The organism is Photobacterium piscicola (assembly GCF_046058925.1).
Classification (GTDB): domain Bacteria; phylum Pseudomonadota; class Gammaproteobacteria; order Enterobacterales; family Vibrionaceae; genus Photobacterium; species Photobacterium piscicola.
In genome coordinates this window covers 955082-972888 of sequence record NZ_CP175534.1, presented here as the reverse complement: position 1 = coordinate 972888, position 17807 = coordinate 955082, and the positions used below count along the sequence as shown (strand labels likewise).

General features: G+C 40.7%; 19 protein-coding genes. 6 read left to right on the top strand and 13 right to left on the bottom strand.

Annotation, left to right across the window (positions count from 1 at the left end):
- Nucleotides 1-47 precede the first annotated feature (47 nt).
- The 6 genes from ACJZU6_RS04795 to rpsB all read right to left on the bottom strand — a co-directional run bounded on the left by ACJZU6_RS04795 (nucleotide 48) and on the right by rpsB (nucleotide 4979).
- Nucleotides 48-896, bottom strand: a complete 849-nt coding sequence (locus ACJZU6_RS04795; protein ID WP_080159000.1) for a phosphatidate cytidylyltransferase — start codon at nucleotides 894-896, stop codon at nucleotides 48-50.
- Between the two features lie 107 nt (nucleotides 897-1003).
- Nucleotides 1004-1765, bottom strand: coding sequence for an isoprenyl transferase (locus ACJZU6_RS04790; protein WP_408900710.1), 762 nt, complete (start codon nucleotides 1763-1765; stop codon nucleotides 1004-1006).
- Nucleotides 1766-1838: 73 nt separating this feature from the next.
- Nucleotides 1839-2396 carry a ribosome recycling factor gene (gene frr / locus ACJZU6_RS04785; protein ID WP_036793412.1) on the bottom strand — a complete coding sequence of 186 codons (558 nt, stop codon included), beginning with the start codon at nucleotides 2394-2396 and terminating at the stop codon, nucleotides 1839-1841.
- Nucleotides 2397-2466: 70 nt separating this feature from the next.
- On the bottom strand, nucleotides 2467-3195 hold the full coding sequence (gene pyrH / locus ACJZU6_RS04780; RefSeq protein ID WP_036793410.1) for a UMP kinase: 729 nt from the start codon (nucleotides 3193-3195) through the stop codon (nucleotides 2467-2469).
- A 92-nt stretch (nucleotides 3196-3287) separates the two neighbouring features.
- Nucleotides 3288-4133: a translation elongation factor Ts gene (tsf, locus tag ACJZU6_RS04775; protein WP_408900709.1), complete on the bottom strand. Its 846-nt coding sequence runs from the start codon at nucleotides 4131-4133 to the stop codon at nucleotides 3288-3290.
- Nucleotides 4134-4250: 117 nt separating this feature from the next.
- Nucleotides 4251-4979 carry a 30S ribosomal protein S2 gene (gene rpsB / locus ACJZU6_RS04770; protein WP_080158997.1) on the bottom strand — a complete coding sequence of 243 codons (729 nt, stop codon included), beginning with the start codon at nucleotides 4977-4979 and terminating at the stop codon, nucleotides 4251-4253.
- Nucleotides 4980-5346: 367 nt separating this feature from the next.
- Here rpsB and map point away from each other — a divergent pair, with 367 nt between their 5' ends.
- Complete coding sequence (map, locus tag ACJZU6_RS04765; protein ID WP_080158996.1) at nucleotides 5347-6186, top strand: type I methionyl aminopeptidase; 840 nt, start codon at nucleotides 5347-5349, stop codon at nucleotides 6184-6186.
- A 136-nt stretch (nucleotides 6187-6322) separates the two neighbouring features.
- Nucleotides 6323-8944 (top strand): bifunctional uridylyltransferase/uridylyl-removing protein GlnD, encoded by a 2622-nt coding sequence (glnD, locus tag ACJZU6_RS04760; RefSeq protein WP_080158995.1) that lies wholly within the window; start codon nucleotides 6323-6325, stop codon nucleotides 8942-8944.
- Between the two features lie 102 nt (nucleotides 8945-9046).
- Here the strand turns inward: glnD and ACJZU6_RS04755 are convergent, their stop codons facing one another.
- The 3 genes from ACJZU6_RS04755 to ACJZU6_RS04745 form a co-directional block, all read right to left on the bottom strand.
- Nucleotides 9047-9508, bottom strand: a complete 462-nt coding sequence (locus tag ACJZU6_RS04755) for a flavodoxin (protein ID WP_408900708.1) — start codon at nucleotides 9506-9508, stop codon at nucleotides 9047-9049.
- Between the two features lie 147 nt (nucleotides 9509-9655).
- Complete coding sequence (gene truC, locus ACJZU6_RS04750; protein WP_080158993.1) at nucleotides 9656-10393, bottom strand: tRNA pseudouridine(65) synthase TruC; 738 nt, start codon at nucleotides 10391-10393, stop codon at nucleotides 9656-9658.
- 9 nt (nucleotides 10394-10402) lie between these two features.
- Complete coding sequence (locus ACJZU6_RS04745) at nucleotides 10403-10720, bottom strand: YqcC family protein (protein WP_080158992.1); 318 nt, start codon at nucleotides 10718-10720, stop codon at nucleotides 10403-10405.
- A gap of 157 nt (nucleotides 10721-10877) precedes the next feature.
- Between ACJZU6_RS04745 and ACJZU6_RS04740 the strand changes: the two genes are divergently transcribed.
- Nucleotides 10878-11924: a DUF3549 family protein gene (locus ACJZU6_RS04740; RefSeq protein ID WP_080158991.1), complete on the top strand. Its 1047-nt coding sequence runs from the start codon at nucleotides 10878-10880 to the stop codon at nucleotides 11922-11924.
- Between the two features lie 33 nt (nucleotides 11925-11957).
- The gene (locus ACJZU6_RS04735; protein ID WP_080158990.1) at nucleotides 11958-12272 is read left to right on the top strand and encodes a DUF3301 domain-containing protein; all 315 of its coding nucleotides are present in this window, start codon (nucleotides 11958-11960) and stop codon (nucleotides 12270-12272) included.
- Between the two features lie 226 nt (nucleotides 12273-12498).
- On the opposite strand, the gene ACJZU6_RS04730 is transcribed toward ACJZU6_RS04735, so the two are convergent.
- Nucleotides 12499-13676 (bottom strand): IS3 family transposase gene (locus tag ACJZU6_RS04730; RefSeq protein ID WP_408900069.1). Its coding sequence is split into 2 segments (ribosomal slippage): nucleotides 12499-13418 and nucleotides 13418-13676, totalling 1179 coding nucleotides; the frame shifts between segments, so codons are not numbered across the junction.
- Between the two features lie 288 nt (nucleotides 13677-13964).
- Between ACJZU6_RS04730 and ACJZU6_RS04725 the strand changes: the two genes are divergently transcribed.
- Nucleotides 13965-14288 (top strand): hypothetical protein, encoded by a 324-nt coding sequence (locus ACJZU6_RS04725; protein ID WP_235865974.1) that lies wholly within the window; start codon nucleotides 13965-13967, stop codon nucleotides 14286-14288.
- Nucleotides 14289-14371: 83 nt separating this feature from the next.
- Here the strand turns inward: ACJZU6_RS04725 and dapD are convergent, their stop codons facing one another.
- A complete protein-coding gene (gene dapD / locus ACJZU6_RS04720) occupies nucleotides 14372-15403 on the bottom strand; it encodes a 2,3,4,5-tetrahydropyridine-2,6-dicarboxylate N-succinyltransferase (protein ID WP_408900707.1) in 1032 nt (343 codons plus the stop codon).
- Between the two features lie 332 nt (nucleotides 15404-15735).
- Nucleotides 15736-16038, bottom strand: a complete 303-nt coding sequence (locus tag ACJZU6_RS04715; protein ID WP_065167310.1) for a YebG family protein — start codon at nucleotides 16036-16038, stop codon at nucleotides 15736-15738.
- An 82-nt stretch (nucleotides 16039-16120) separates the two neighbouring features.
- Here ACJZU6_RS04715 and ACJZU6_RS04710 point away from each other — a divergent pair, with 82 nt between their 5' ends.
- Nucleotides 16121-16807: a DNA-3-methyladenine glycosylase I gene (locus ACJZU6_RS04710; protein WP_080158967.1), complete on the top strand. Its 687-nt coding sequence runs from the start codon at nucleotides 16121-16123 to the stop codon at nucleotides 16805-16807.
- Here ACJZU6_RS04710 and ACJZU6_RS04705 read toward each other — a convergent pair.
- Nucleotides 16804-17691 (bottom strand): LysR substrate-binding domain-containing protein, encoded by an 888-nt coding sequence (locus ACJZU6_RS04705; RefSeq protein WP_408900919.1) that lies wholly within the window; start codon nucleotides 17689-17691, stop codon nucleotides 16804-16806. The genes ACJZU6_RS04710 and ACJZU6_RS04705 overlap by 4 nt on opposite strands.
- Nucleotides 17692-17807: the final 116 nt, after the last annotated feature.

Genomic DNA, 17807 nt, shown 5'->3' with positions numbered 1-17807 from the left:
AAAAAGGCAGCGAAATAGCTGCCTTTAGAAAAGATGGCTGTTATTAATTATATTAGCCACAGATAGAGTAATGCAAATACAGGTATCGCCGCCGTTAAGCTGTCAATACGATCCAGTATTCCACCATGTCCCGGTAAAATATTACCGCTATCTTTTATGCCGGAAACACGCTTGAACATACTTTCAACTAAGTCGCCTAATACCGAAATAATCACAGTAACAATAGCAATAAAGAACAGTTGGCCTAATGATGTGAACTCAATCGACAATAAATGCGATCCTAGCCAAGTAATAAATATTGCTAAACAAGCGCCACCAATTAAACCTTCAATGGTTTTATTTGGGCTAACTGCCGGCGCCATCTTATGCTTACCAAAGCGCTTGCCAGAGAAATAAGCGCCAGTATCGGCTGCCCACACTAATAAGCACACAAGTAAAACTAAGCAAGCACCGTGATACGGATTATTGTCATAATTCACGGCTCGGAGCATTAAAATACTCCAAAAAAAAGGCAATAATGTGAGCAAACCAAAAATTTGCTTTAGAAATGGTTTTTTAGACCAAAAATCCGCACTTTTGGGATAACTGATCGCCAATGCAGATGCGACAAGCCACCACAACCCACCAATAAGCAATATAGTACGATAAATACCACCGGGATGAGAGAGTGACGCAGGATCTGTGGGTAATAGTGCAATACTTGCTACCAACGTAACACTCGGTAAAATCATTGCTTTAATACGCGATGATGCGTTAACAAACTGCGTCCACTCCCAAAAACCGACTAAGGTTATTGCAGCCATCGCAATAATAAAAGCGGGTAACGGCAGAAAAAAAATCCCTGCAATGACGAGTGGCGCGAGGATTAACGCGGTAATAATTCGTTGCTTAAGCAAGCTGCGTCCTCTTTTATAGGAAATATAATATTCAGTATTGGGCGATGCCCGTTACTTAAACAATAACGCCAACACACGACATTGTGCATTGGCGAAAATAATGTTTTTTATTTTAACAAAGCTTGTATCTGCTCGCCAGTACAACCAAAGCGGCGCTCACGATTTACAAACCATGCCACAGCATTTACCAAACTTTGTTCATCAAAATCTGGCCAATGCTGTTCAGTGAAATACAATTCAGCATAAGCCGTTTGCCACAGCATAAAATTACTAATGCGGCATTCACCACTAGTACGAATTAATAGATCAACATCCGGTAAGCCTTGAGTCACTAACCCCTGCGCTAAATCTTGTTCAGTCAGAGATTCAATGTCAAGTTGTTGTTCTACTACTCGCTGCATCATTTGCTTAGTCGCTTGGAGAATATCCCATTGACCACCATAGTTAGCAGCGACATTTAACACTAGCCCAGTGTTACCTTCAGTTAACAACTCTGCTGCAGCTATTTTTTTCTGCAATCGAGCACTGAAGCGACTTTTGTCTCCGATGATACATAATCGAATATTATTTTTATGTAGCCTTTTTACTTCACGACCTAAAACAGTCATGAATAATTCCATCAGTAGTGAGACTTCATCCTCTGGACGACGCCAGTTTTCACTGCTGAAAGCAAACAATGTAACAACTTTAATTCCGAGTCGATTTGCAGTAGAAACAGTCCTACGTACCGCCTCTACACCAGCCTTATGGCCAAATACTCGCGCTTTACCTTTGGCTTTAGCCCAACGACCATTACCATCCATGATCACAGCGATATGCTGGGGGAGATAATCAGCTGAAGGAACAGCGTCTATTGAAGGTTGTGCCATATTTATCCCTCAAAAAAAAGCGCCGTGCTGCCGCACAGCGCCTTAACTTTGTCAGCTAAATTAAGACAATGTCTTAAACTTCCATTAGCTCTTTTTCTTTCACTTCAAGAACAGCTTCGATGTTCTTGATAGCTTCATCTGTTAGTTTCTGAATTTCATCTTGTGCACGACGATCATCATCTTCAGAGATATCTTTATCTTTTAGTAAAGATTTAACTGTTGCGTTTGCATCACGACGAATATTACGTACCGCAACACGGCCTTGTTCAGCTTCAGCGCGTACAATCTTAACAAGATCGCGACGACGTTCTTCTGTTAGCGGTGGTAATGGAACGCGAATAACAGTACCGGCTGACATTGGGTTTAGACCCAAATCAGACATCATGATCGCTTTTTCAACTTTTGCTGATAGCTCACGATCAAATACAGTAATCGCTAATGTACGTGAATCTTCAGCAACCACGTTAGCAACTTGCTTTAGCGGTGTACTTGCGCCGTAATACTCAACATAAATAGTATCAAGTAGGCTTGGATGTGCACGGCCAGTACGAATTTTAACCAATTGACCTTTCAGTGCATCAACACTTTTTTCCATGCGCGTTTGCGCGTCTTGTTTGATTTCGTTAATCACGATAAATACCTTAAATTATGCTGTCATCATAGCGCTGAGCGTCAGCGCCATATTAATCAATTTACAAGGCTTAAGCGTTAGTGATCAGCGTACCTTCTTGCTCACCCATAACGACACGGCGTAATGCGCCTGGCTTATTCATGTTAAATACACGAATTGGCATGTTATGGTCACGAGCAAGGGTAAATGCAGCTAAATCCATTACCTTAAGTTCTTTTTCAAGTACGTCTTGGTAGCTCAGCTGTTCACAAAGCGTTGCATCTGGATTTTTAACTGGATCATCCGTAAACACGCCTTCAACTTTTGTTGCTTTCAATACTACATCAGCTTCGATTTCGATACCACGAAGACATGCAGCAGAATCTGTTGTGAAGAACGGATTACCGGTACCTGCAGAGAAAATAACAACGCGGCCTTGACGTAACTGACTGATTGCATCAGCCCAGTTATAATTATCACATACGCCGTTTAGAGGAATAGCAGACATTACTCGCGCGTTCACATAGGCACGGTGCAGCGCATCACGCATTGCTAAGCCGTTCATTACCGTTGCTAGCATACCCATGTGGTCGCCCACAACTCGGTTCATACCTGCTTCAGCCAGGCCAGCGCCACGGAATAGGTTACCGCCACCGATTACAAGGCCGACTTGAACACCTAATTCAACGAGTTCTTTTACTTCTTGTGCCATGCGGTCAAGAACTTGAGCGTCAATACCAAATCCTTCTTTACCTTGCAGTGCTTCACCACTTAGTTTTAAAAGAATACGTTGATAAGTTGGTTTAGGGTTTGTGGTCATGTTTTTTTTACCTTCCAGGCTGATTTTAAGATATAGAGTTGTAAAAAGACCGCAACCTCGGTTGCGGTCTTTGATATTCTGATTAAAAAGGATTAACCTTTTTGAACAGCTGCTACTTCTTCAGCAAAGCTCATTTCTTGAGCTTTCTCGATACCTTCACCAACTTCTAGACGTACGAAGTCAGTTACTGTAGCGCCTGTTTCTTTCAAGATGTCGCCAACAGTTTTCTTAGGTTCCATGATGAAAGCTTGGCCAGTTAGAGAAACTTCGCCAGTGAACTTCTTCATGCGGCCTTCAACCATCTTCTCAGCGATAGCTTGTGGCTTGCCTTCGTTCATAGCGATTTCAACTTGAACTGCGCGCTCTTTTGCAACAACTTCAGCTGGTACGTCAGTTGGGTTAACGTATTCAGGGTTAGATGCAGCAACGTGCATTGCAATGTGCTTAAGTGTTTCTTCGTCGCCGTTACCAGCAACAACTACTGCGATACGAGTACCGTGAGTGTAAGCAGAAACCTTATCGCCAGCGATGTATGCTACGCGACGGATAGAGATGTTTTCGCCGATCTTAGCTACTAGCTCGATACGTGCTTCTTCAAATTGTGCTTGAAGTTCTTCAACTGTTGCGTGGCTAGCAAGTGCTGCATCAGCAACAGAGTTAGCGAATGCAAGGAAGCTACCATCTTTAGCAACGAAGTCAGTCTGGCAGTTTACTTCAACAAGTGCTGCTTTACCGTCAGCATCTTTGATGATGATAGTACCTTCAGCTGCTACGTTACCTGCTTTTTTAGCAGCTTTAGCAGCACCGCTCTTACGCATGTTTTCGATTGCTAGCTCAATATCAGCGTTAGCTTCTACTAGTGCTTTCTTACAATCCATCATACCTGCGCCAGTACGTTCACGCAGTTCTTTAACTAGGGCAGCTGTAACTGTTGCCATGTGATAATCCTCAGATTTGAATTCGTTGAGTAAAAATCAGGGGCCATTATCGGCCCCTGGTAACCATTCTTAGTTTACGCAAGGTAACTTAAGATGCTTATGTAAAGCAGCAGGCTATTAAGCTTCAGCTACGAAACCGTCTTCTTCTGCTTGAACAGCGATATCTTGGTTACGAGCTTCTTTAACAGTTTGAGCTACAGCACCAGTGTAAAGCTGAATCGCGCGGATTGCGTCATCGTTACCTGGGATAACGAAATCAACGCCGTCTGGATCAGAGTTAGTATCAACAACAGCAAATACTGGGATACCTAGGTTGTTAGCTTCTTTGATTGCGATGTGCTCACAGTCAGCGCCGATTACGAACATTGCGTCTGGTAGGCCGCCCATGTTCTTAATACCACCTAGTGATTTCTCAAGCTTTTCCATTTCACGAGTACGCATAAGCGCTTCTTTCTTGGTTAGCTTTTCGAAAGTACCATCAATAGATTGAGCTTCAAGATCTTTAAGACGCTTGATTGATTGACGAACAGTTTTCCAGTTAGTCAACATACCACCCAACCAACGGTTGTTTACGTAGTACTGGTCACAGCTAATTGCTGCTTCTTTGATTGATTCGCTAGCTGCGCGCTTAGTACCAACGAAAAGAACTTTACCTTTACGTGCAGCAATTTTTTCAATTTCAGCTAGTGCTGCATTGAACATTGGTACAGTTTTTTCTAGGTTGATGATGTGTACACGGTTACGAGCGCCGAAAATGAATGGCTTCATTTTTGGGTTCCAGTAACGAGTTTGGTGACCAAAGTGTACACCAGCCTGAAGCATGTCGCGCATTGATACAGTTGCCATTGAATAATCCTCTATGGGGTTAGGCGTCCACATATCCCATCTTAAAACCGACCCGATAACAGCGTATTGCTGTTGTTACCTACAATAAGTAACTGAGCACCCCGGCAGATGTGTCGATATGTGTGAATAATAAATAAAGTATGTGTAATCCAATCAAGTTGCACCATCACTCGCAATGACCTCACCACTAAGGTTAAATAATTGCTTATAACAGATACAAAATCACTGTTTACGGCGCGCTTTATACCATAGAACGACTAATAAAATCCAGTCAAAATTGGACATGAGAACTAATCTTATCTTTCCTTTAACCCCTTGCGGCTGGTAATATAGTCCCACACAGAAACATACAGATTGAGACGATTTTATGAGCATTAAGATCAAAACGGCTGAAGAAATTGAAAAAATGCGTGTTGCTGGCCGCTTGGCTGCAGACGTATTAGAAATGATCGAACCGCATGTAAAGGCAGGTGTGACGACAGAAGAGCTAGACCAAATCTGTCATGACTACATCACACAAGTTCAACAAGCTATTCCGGCACCGTTGAACTACCACGGCTTTCCTAAATCTGTGTGTACCTCTATTAACCACGTTGTTTGCCACGGCATTCCTGCATCAGCAGATGAAATTGTTGTAGAAGCTAACGGCAAATATAACAAGCCCGCAATATTGAAAGATGGCGACATCATTAATATTGACGTGACAGTGATTAAAGATGGTTACCATGGTGATACTTCAAAGATGTTTGAAGTAGGTGAAGTATCTCTTGAAGACAAACGCCTTTGTCGTGTTGCTCAAGAAAGCCTTTATCTGGCTATCAAAAAAGTAAAACCGGGTGCGAAAATTGGCGATCTAGGTACTGCCATTCAAAAATTCATCAAAGCGGGTAGCAGCCGTTTTTCTATCGTTAAAGATTACTGTGGTCATGGTATTGGTAACGAATTCCATGAAGAGCCACAAGTGGTTCACTACAAAAATAGTGATCGCACAGTAATGAAAGAAGGCATGTGTTTTACTATCGAACCGATGATCAACGCAGGTAAATTCAGCTGTGAATCAGACGAGCAAGATGGTTGGACGGTGTACACAGTTGATGGTAAAAAATCAGCACAGTGGGAACATACCTTATTAGTAACTAAAGATGGTTGTGAAATCTTAACACTACGTAAAGAAGAAACATTGCCACGTTTAATGCATAACGCATAATTCGTTATCTGCATTAGCACCGTTGCTAAAATAAAAAAAACCGACCTTCTGCGTCGGTTTTTTTATATCTAGCGATACAGTTCATGATTCGAAATGGTTATAGTAAATACAAGACATCCTTACCGCACGGACAGCAATGACAGATCTTTTAGCGACGCAACTTTCTGATTACCTCGACGATGCCATTACTCTCGACAGCTTACGTAGTGCACTCACCCATTTTGCTGAAGAGCAAAAATCGCAATTTAAACAACAAAAATCCATTGTTGATTTAGTCACAGAACGCAGTCATTTCATTGATCAATTATTAATTCGATTGTGGCGTTTTTATGGGTTTGAACAACAACCTGACTTAGCATTAATCGCTGTAGGTGGTTATGGTCGTGGAGAATTGCATCCATTATCTGATGTTGACCTATTAATATTAAGTCAACAGCCATTAGCGGAAGACGTTGCGACCAATGTCAGTGCTCTAATAACATTACTATGGGATTTACGTTTAGAAGTCGGCCAAAGTGTACGTACCGTTGAAGAATGTATTGCCGTTGGTAAAGACGATCTGACTGTCGCCACTAATTTAACTGAATCACGGTTTTTATGTGGTAACCAACAAACATTCCACCAATTAACCGTGGCAATTAATTCACCTTCCTTTTGGCCAAGTGAAACATTTTATCAGGCCAAAGTTGAAGAACAACGCATTCGCCATGCTCGTTATCACGACACCACCTATAATCTTGAACCTGACATCAAATCAAGTCCTGGTGGCTTACGTGATATCCATACCCTTAGCTGGGTTGCACGACGTCATTTTGGAGCCACCAGCTTATTAGAAATGAGTCATCATGGTTTTTTAACCGATGCTGAATACCGAGAGCTAGTTGAATGCCAAAATGCATTGTGGCGAATTCGATTTGCCCTTCATATAGAGCTGCGTCGTTATGATAATCGTCTCACCTTTGATCACCAAACCTCAGTAGCAGAAAACCTCGATTATCATGGTGAAGGTAATCAAGCAGTCGAAATGATGATGAAAGCATTTTATCGCATTTTACGCCGTGTGGCTGAACTCAATAAAATGTTATTACAGCTGTTTGATGAAGCAATCATTAAACCAGACTCTCGCCTTGCGCCCATTGTACTCAATGATGATTTTCAATTACGAGGCAATTTAATCGAAGCCACCAAACCGGCCTTATTTCAAGCGCGACCAGAAACCATTCTCGATATGTTTCTTCATATTGCACAAAATTCTGATATTGAAGGTATTGCCGCGCCTACCCTACGTCAATTACGCACCGCTAGACGCCGACTCAACCGCTTTTTGATTGACATTCCTGCGGCTCGTGAAAAATTTATGGAGTTAGTACGCCAGCCCAATGCGCTTCAAAAAGCATTTCAATTAATGCATCGTCACGGCGTTATTGCGGCCTATTTGCCACAATGGAGTCACATTGTAGGCCAAATGCAATTTGATTTATTTCATGTGTATACCGTTGATGAACACAGCATTCGTGTTATTAAAAATCTGCATAAATTTAACGATCCTAATCAACATTCACAGCACCCGATTTGTTGTGAGGTTTATCCGCGTTTAATTAAAAAAGAAATCTTAATCTTGGCTGCGATCTTTCACGACATAGCTAAAGGACGTGGCGGTGATCACTCCGAATTAGGTGCGGTAGATGCTTATGATTTTTGTATCGAACACGGGCTGTCTCACCCTGATGCTGAAACGGTTTCATGGCTGGTGCAAAAACACTTATTAATGTCAGTCACCGCTCAACGACGTGATATTTATGATCCAGAAGTCGTGGCCGAGTTCGCTAAACAAGTGGGTGATGAAGAGCATTTAGATTACTTGGTATGCTTAACCGTTGCTGATATTTGTGCCACCAACCAAGATCTATGGAATAGTTGGAAACGTACTCTATTGGCAGAATTGTACTACTCGACCCAAAAAACATTACGCCGTGGGCTAGAAAAAACCCCAGACATGCGTGATCGTATTCGTCACAATCAACAACTCGCATCGGCAATATTACGCGGAAAAGGTTTTATGCCACGTGATATTGAAGTGCTATGGCGTCGCTTTAAAGCTGATTACTTTCTACGTCATACACATAAACAGTTGGCATGGCATGCACAAGCATTATTAACACACAATGGTGATAAACCAATTATCTTGATGAGTAAAAAAGCCACCCGTGGCGGCACTGAAGTATTTATCTACAGCAAAGATAAAGCCAAACTGTTCGCAATTGTGGTCTCTGAGCTAGATAAGAAAAATTTAAGTATTCATGATGCTCAGATAATGAATAGTAAGGATGGTTATACGCTAGATACTTTTATGGTACTTGATCCTAACGGCAAAGCGATTAATGAAAACCGCCATGTGGGTATTATTCGTAATTTAACCAAAGCCCTTACCGCGATGAAATCTGAGCGTAAAATTCGCCGAGCACCACGCAAATTACTCCATTTTAATGTACCGACCAAAGTTGAATTTTTATCAACCAAAACTGGACGCAAAACTATGATGGAGTTAGTCGCATTAGATATGCCTGGATTATTAGCAAAGATCGGCGCTGTATTTGCAGATCTTAATGTGAGTTTACAAGCCGCTAAAATCACCACTATCGGTGAGCGAGCAGAAGACTTTTTTATTATTGTTAATGAAACGGGTGGACGCTTAACCAAACAACAACAGCAGTTATTACGTGAAACATTAATTACGACTATCAATAAACATGCGTAAATCACACGACCATGTTGAGATATAAGATTAATACCCCGTTAATGACTAACGGGGTAACTCTCGATTGCAATGTCAACAATCAGTTTTATTTCAATAATATAGTTACGCCGCAGCTTGATCTGCACTCGCTACAAATTGTGTAAACCATGCATCTGCAACATCTAACGGCTCAAAATGCACCCCAGCATCAATATCTAATCGAGGTTGAACTGATGCCGAATTGAGCTCAGTTAATAACGTATCAAATTGACGTCCTGCCCCACAAAAACGATCTTCCCCATAACTAGAATCACCTAAAGCAATGACACCATAACGTTGCTTGGGCAGTAGAGGGAATTGATCCTTCAGCGCGACATATAACGGTAATAGATTTTCTGGAATCTCACCTTGACCGGTAGTCGACGTTATCACTAACACAGTATCAGCATCATAGGCCATGAAATCATCGAGTGTTGAGTCAAAGAAAATCTCAACGGGCACCGAGGTTAATTTTGCGGCTAATGCTTCTGCTAACTCTTCTGCTCCGCCATATACAGAGCCTACAAATATGCCTAACTTATTCATTGTCCGCTCTCCTTTGCTGTCAGACGTCCTCAATAAGGGACTATTACCAATCTGGCAATTACACTAAAGAAAAGCAAGTGCTGACGTAAATTTAAGCTGATAAGTTTGCGCTATCGCCCATTCACCACCATTGAACGCTATTTTATATTATGCATTTAACAGTAATGACGGTGACCAATTAAATGTCGTCATAACACGTTGCCAAACATCATCAACATCAGCGCGAATATCTAGTGCAGCACCTGTTAATGGATGAATAAATTGTAATCGTGATGCGTGCAGCATCAAACGATGACAATCAAGATTTTCACGGAACATACGATTGTGCTTACCATCGCCATAGTTAACATCACCAATCATATGATGGTCTAAGTGATGCATATGACGGCGTAATTGGTGTTTACGTCCGGTTTCTGGTTGCAGTTCAATTAAGCTATAACGACTGGTCGCATAACGCCCTACTGCAATATCAGTTTCGACTGTCGCTAATGGCGCATAAGCGGTAACGGCCGCTTGAGGCTCTTTGTCTTCGGTCGCTTTTTTATCTGCAATTTTATCTAGCATCACTTTAAGCGGATAATCCAGCACTGCCGCTTCTTTTACCCAGCCTCTCACTACCGCATGATAAGTTTTATGCATTTCTCGACCAGCAAAGACTGGCATCATCAATGCTGCAACCTCACTGGATAAGCCAAATAAAAGTACCCCAGATGTTGGCCTATCTAAACGATGCAATGGAAACACATGCTGCCCAATTTGATCGCGCAATGTTTGCACCACAAATACAGTTTCGTGGCTATCTAACCAAGAACGATGCACCAACATACCTGCAGGTTTATTTACTGCAATTAACGCATCATCTTGATATAAAATTTCCAGTTCCATTATGCTCACTTAATGTTTAAATAATTGATCAATTTCACGTGTTGTTGCCACAATATCTAGTACACCGACTTGGTTTTTCATTGCTTCTTCTACATAAGGTGAAATAGCAAATTGGGTCGGCAATGGTAAGCGTTGCACGATTAAATAACGTAATTTAGGAATAAAAATCCATTGAAGCCACTGATGACAATCTAAAGTATCAATCGCAAAAGGTTCTGTACTCGCTAATGCTTGTGGCTCAGGAGCAACCTCTTGCCAATATTGGTGCTGTTGTAGAATATTTTCTAATTGAGTGAGTAATTGCTGACTTTGATGATATTTATCCATCATAACTCCTCTTTTATTGATAATAAAAACGGCGCAGGATAGCATTTTGGCCCAACAGCCCCAACTATATTATGGTGATTAGCGATCTATTCACAGGTATGCTGACTTAATACGATTACTTAAACTAACAAGCTAAATTGAAGGAGCTTTATTTATTATGTCCATGGAAACCTTTCATACTTTAACCCAATTGCTTGATAACGCAGGTTGTCGTTACAATATTTTTGATTTAGGTCGTCGAGTGAATGAAATTGATAACGACCAATTTAAAGCAGTTGAAGAGAATCGTCAGCCTTATCCATGGCCACTTCAGCAGCATGCCCATATTGCCATTTCATTTTGGCAACATCAGCAACCACCTTGGGTGTGGTTTTTACGCTTACCATTGGATGAACGTGGGCTACTAAAACAAGCGGCGGTTGGTGATTTTATTAAATATGTCATTGAAGCTATGGGCGCAAGTTTAAACAGTACCCCTACCGAAGATGAACAACAAAAGCTTGCCAACAACCCTTATACGTTTAAGCCCAATGATGACAAGATGGCGATATTTAATGCGCAATTACGAGTATTACTTAACCTACCGCCTAGCCAATACTATGCCGATGCACAAGCTTACTTATCAGGCCAACAAGATTGGTTACAATGGCAACATGTAGGTCTACAAGGCTTAGCTGATATCTGTGCTCGTATGTCACAACACAATAACGCAACCTCGTTACGTAAAGCGTTAAACCATCTTCCAATGACGCCACTGTATGCATTACTAGGTTGCCTTGAGCATTGCCCTATTCCTGCACCGTTAGCACAACGTATAACGGAACGCTTAACGCTAGAATGCCAACAACAGCAACCCGATTTATTTTTGATATCAGCGTTAGTACGTGCCCTTGCAGGTAGTGCACCACAACAATTACAGCAAACCCTAACGACTATTTTGCATCAACCATCGTTATGTCACCGCGAGGTACTTATTGCTATCGCTGGTCGTTGTTGGAGTGGTTTTACTGATATAAATATCGCCTCATTATTTTTATTACGTTTAGCTGAAACCCAAGATCAGACATTGTTTAATCAACTATTTACTGATTTAGTCATGCAACCATTATTACGTGGAATCATGTTGCAGATACTTCATGGTCAAGCGGATCCAGCACTGATCAATGCTATTCAAAAATTACAACAGCATGCTAAAAATCACTAATCGCATTCACCGTTTATAAAGGCTTTTTACTCTATGAATAACCTGTTTGGTATTTTAATTATTGCTATTATCGGCGTCTTATTTTGGCAACAACGACGCCAAACTGAATTAGCGCAGTATTACATTGAGCAGCGTTGTAAAAATATGGGCTTGCAGATGATCAGCTTTGCGAGAGGTGAGCAAAAGCTCAAAGATCATCATGGAGAATGGGGCTGGCGAACAGTATTTGTGTTTGAGTTTTCAACTGATGGTATGGATATCTATCAAGGTTATATTGAAATGAAACGTTTACGTGCGAGTTATTTTTATGTGCCGCCGCACCGTATTCCTGAAGGCTGCGATTATTAACTTTTTCTCGCGCCAAAAAGAATGGGCGCGACAATAAATATTGTCACGCCCTTAGATATTACTTTTGTAGCAATCCAGCTACTGTCGTGCTCCCTGCTATCAATCCTTGATATACAAATCCCCAGGTAAATCTTAACTTCATCCTAGAAGTCATTCTTCGGTAATCCCTGACCCATCAGTATATCCGCTACTGACTCTCTCTCCGTGAAGGAGGTGTCTGAAGTGGTCAAGTAAAATTGGCCACTGATTTGTATTCATTATTAAATCGGCGTTCTGATTCATTAGGCGTCAAGCCACCGTTATATTGATGGGGCCTGACTTGGTTGTAATATCGGATAATATATTCAGTGATCGCCACTTTAGCTTCATTCGATGAGCGATAACCCGCAGTTGGCATCCACTCTGTTTTAAAACTTCTAAAAAATCGTTCCATTGGGGCGTTATCCCAACAATTTCCACGTCGACTCATACTTTGTGTAATTTGATACCGCCAAAGTAATCGGCGATATTGTTTACTTGTGTAATGACAGCCTTGATCTGAATGAAACATAACACTTTTAGGCGCCCCTCGAACTTCATAAGCCATCGAAAGGGCTTTACCTGTTAGATCTGTATTGGGTGAGCCTGACGTTGCCCAACCAATCACTTTACGGGCAAATAAATCAATCACAACAGCAAGGTACAACCAACGTTGTCCTGACCAAATATATGTCACGTCGCCACACCAAACCTGATTAGGCTCAGTAACTGCAAACTGGCGATCTAATGTATTGGGAATATTTAAATGTTCATTTTCTACTTTTTTATAACGATGTTTTTTAACCTGACAACTGACTAATCCTAGTTGTTTCATGATGTTAGTTGCCTTATATCGACTTAACGGCACGCCTTTAGTCGTAACGATACCTGCAATTGTTCTGGCTCCAGCAGAGCCACTACTGGCACGATGTGCAGCCTTCACTTCACTAGATAATAGCACTTGCTCTTTTGACTGCGTTTTAGGCCGTTTAGTCCAATATTTATAGCTACTGCGATGAATATCAAAGACATGACAAAGGATAGATACAGGATAATAAGCTTTTAATTCATCAACTAATATGAAGTTTTGAATGAGTCCGAGGCCAAAAGAGCGGTTGCTTTTTTTAGTATTTCTTTCTCCATTTCAATCCGTTTAATCTTCTTCTCTAATTCACGAATTTTAAGCTGATCAGGCGTCATTGGTGTTGCTTTCGGTGTCATTCCACCACGTTCATCTTTCAGCTGTCGAACCCACTTATCCATTGTTGATTTACCAACATTCATTGCTTCCGCAGCTTCTTTTACAGAGTAGCCTTGGTCTAAAACGAGTTGTGCTGATTCTAATCGAAATTCAGGTGTAAAATTAGGGCGTATTCTTTTAGTCATAGTGTCACCTATTAAATTATGAGGTGATGATATCACCTCTAACTAGGTGGCCAAATTAACTATGCCACTTCATATATGTATTTACACGCATAAAAAGCATTGTTTAGGTTGCATATATGTAGGTTGAGTATTTTTTTGCTTTGTGTGGTTGATTAGAATTGTGAATCATAGTGATGAAATGTTTTTGTTGTTGGCGTGAAATGTATGCATGGGTTGATGTTGTTAATATTATTGCGTAGGAAATTATGTAAAAATGAAATTCAATAGATTGATTTTAGGGAACAACCAGTGAAATTTTTTTTCCAGCGTAATGAAACGGACTCAGAAGTTAGAATTGAATTGAAAACCGCGTCGTTTTATTTATTAGTCGCGATGATTGTGGGTTGGATGGCGATCAGTTTTATTTTGCAGTCAAATGAGGCGGGTTCAGTATTTTTACCGATTTTAATTGGTTTTATGATGTTGCGCTTCTTTGCTTTGGTTAAAGTACAAAAAGAAGTATTAGTGGCGATGCGAGATAAGCGCTTAACTACTCAGGGAAGTAAATTCTCATTTGCGAATCCCTTTATTTATATTATTAAGAAAAAGCCACAACTCGAGACTGAAGCATAATTAAAAACGGCCGCGATGCTATTTGTTATACCAATATATAGCAGCATTGCGGCCGTTGGCGATCATTGAGTAGCAGACATTAATTAGTTATTGCTGTGCAGTTCGCTGTTTAGTTCAATTGCTGTTTTATTGGTTAAACATTCAATTTGGCCTGTCATTGAGTTACGACGGAACAAGAGATCTGCTTTACCTGCAAGATCGCGTGCTTTGGCTGTTTCAACAGCTTTACCGTCAGCATCAAGCATTTGTACTTTTGAACCAGCAGTAACATATAAGCCTGATTCAATAGTGCAACGATCACCCAGAGGGAAACCAAGGCCAGCGTTGGCACCTAAAAGGCTATTTTCACCAATGGATACCACGACTTTACCGCCGCCTGATAGTGTACCCATAATTGAAGCGCCACCACCGATGTCAGAGCCATTACCCACCATAACACCTGCAGAAATACGCCCTTCAACCATGCTTACGCCTGTTGTACCAGCATTGAAGTTAATGAAGCCTTCATGCATAACAGTGGTGCCTTCACCCACATGTGCACCTAAGCGAACACGGGATGTATCAGCAATACGTACGCCTGTTGGTACGATGTAGTCCACCATTTTAGGAAACTTATCTACGCAATCAACAGTGATAGTTTCGCCATTAAGACGCGCATCCATTTGGCGCTCAGCAAGTTCTGGTAAGTCGATAGGACCTTGGTTTGTCCATGCAATGTTGTGTAATAAACCAAAGATGCCATCAAGAACTAAACCGTGTGGTTTCACTAAACGGTGAGAAATAAGTTGTAGTTTTAAGAAACCTTCAGCAACAGATACTGGTGAGATGTCTGTTTTAAGCATAACCATAACCAGTGACTGTGAAGACAATGTTGCTTTAGCTGCAAATTGTGCGCTTACTTCATCATTAGCATCTTCAAAGGCAGATGCAATTGCAGCACATTGCTCAGGTGTAACCTCAATCGCTTGGTTACCACCGTGATAATCTACGATAGCTGCAATGTCTTTTACAAGTTGTTCAGATGGATGTAGCGTTGGGGTAGGGAAAAACGCTTCTATAATTTTTCCATCTCGGTTTTTAGTTGCAGTACCTAGGGCAAGTGAAAAGCTAGACATGATTACCTGTTCTCCATTTCAAATAAAATAATACGATGCGGTAATTAAAATAATGCGATCATCAATAACTAAAGTCAGTGATTGCCTATTGAGTTAATCGATGATTTACCGCTAATTTATCTATCATAAAGACAGTTACAAAAATAAAGAAGAGCTGAACTGATAATCAGAGCAAAATGATAGTTTATTGACGAAAAACGGACATAATACAATTCATTTTGAAACTTTTATTTGTTCACAATGACGCAGAGAAAAGTGGGGGGGGGAGAATATAAAGAATAAAAAAAACCTCCATTAGGAGGCTTTCGACGACAAACTGAATAATCGAAAAATTATGCGGCGTCTTGCTGCTGCTCATCGGCAACAACTTCAGGTTTTACAGCTTTTGCTTTTGGTGCTGGTTTGGCTTTTTTTGCGCCTAAAGCAACCAAGACTTGTTCACGCTTTTGCGCTAAGAACATAGATAGTTCTTCTTGTTTTGCTTCATCTTCAAATAAGTCACTTTCACTTAATAAAGCAAACATATCATCTGCCATATCAAGCATTTTGTCATATGCGTCGGCTTCGGATTTAGAGGTAAAAGTCATCTTTTCTTCCCCGTTGCGCTCTACTACATATTTGACGATAACTGCCATGGTCATCCTCTCCTAAAATTTATTTACTGGTCGCTTATACAGTAGTATGGTGAGTGAGTCTAGTGCTAAGCGTGTGAATGTGATGACTCGAGAAAAATTTAACCAGATTTATCATCGTGCTGCTGAAAGAAAGGGCGGTGAATTAAATTTAGAACAATTATTAACAACCCCATTGAATAATGAGCAATTAAAATTAATTCCTGATCACCGTTGGTTAGCTGAATTTACGCAAAAAGTGTTTCAGTGTGGTATTCGTTGGCAAGTTGTGCGTAATAAGTGGCCTGCCTTTGAGCAAGCATTTTTTGAGTTTGATATTGAAAAAATGGGCTTGATGCCAACTGAAATGTGGGAGCGAAAAGCCCAAGATGCTTCTATTATTCGAGATTTAAAAAAGGTCATGACGATCCCTGAAAATGCCAATATGATCCATCGGGCGGCATTGGAATATGGTTCATTTTCTACCATGGTTGCCGATTGGCCTGAGCAGGACATTGTTGGATTATGGCTATATTTAAAGAAAAATGGTTGTCGTTTAGGCGGTAAGACTGGGGCGTATAGTTTGCGTGGTTTGGGTAAAGATAGTTTTTTATTTACTCAAGATGTGGAAGCTTATTTACGTCATACCGATATTATTGATGGCGGCCGTGATACGTTAAAATCATTACGCGCAGCGCAGAATGCATTTAATCATTGGCAACAACAATCAGGCCGATCATTAACGCAGATCAGCCAAATTATTGCTTTTAGTGTGGGTGATAATCGCGTTTAATCAAGTTGCCACTGTTGGCAAAATGTCAAAAATAGCTTTAATAATGGGCTTTGATATTTTTCTTGATGATACAGCATCCAATATTGACGGCTCATATCAAGGGGGATCGTTAGTATGGCGACGCGTTGTTCTTCAACCGCATGTATGATTGCTCGTTGAGAGATACAGGTAATACCTAAATCGGCACTGACGCAATTGATGATAGCTTCAGTAGTATTTAATTCAAATGACGTGGTCCATTTATCTAGTCGTGGTGAAATACGATTTAGAAAAAATTCACGCGTGCCTGATCCTATCTCTCTTAATACCCATTCTGAATTTTCGAGATCTGATAGCTGTAAATTTTCAATCTGTGTTAATGGATGTTGTGGGTGACAGGCAATCACCATTTGATCACTGAGCCACGGTTGAACAACAAGATCTGAGTGTTGTACTTTGCCTTCAACTAAACCCACATCTAATTCAAATTCTGTCAGCTTATGACAGATTTGAGCGGTGTTTGAGATAAATAATGTTTGATCTCGATGTTGGGTTTCAAGTCTAAAATCGCGTAATAAAAAGGGGGTTACTTGATTACCTACGGTATCACTTGATCCTACTTTTAATTGACCAGTTAATGGACCCGCTTGATCAAATAAATTTTCAATCGCATTTGAACGAGCTAAAAGTTCATCAGCAAGAGGTAATAGTCGTTTTCCTTGTTCATTGATTATTAAACGATTGTTGTTGCGATCAAACAGTTTATGATCTAACTGTTTTTCCAATTCAGAGAGCGCCATACTAACAGCAGGCTTTGATAAAAATAATTTTTCTGCAGCGGCGGTAATTGTTTTTTCTTGCGCTACAGTCACAAAAACTTTGAGTTGTTTTAACGCTATATTCATCATTACCTCATTAAAAGACGTAAGGCGAATCATGTCCGTCTTATTGTTAAACCAATCTTAACACTGTTTTAAATATATTCAATTATTATAAACATTGGTAAACGGGTATACTGCAA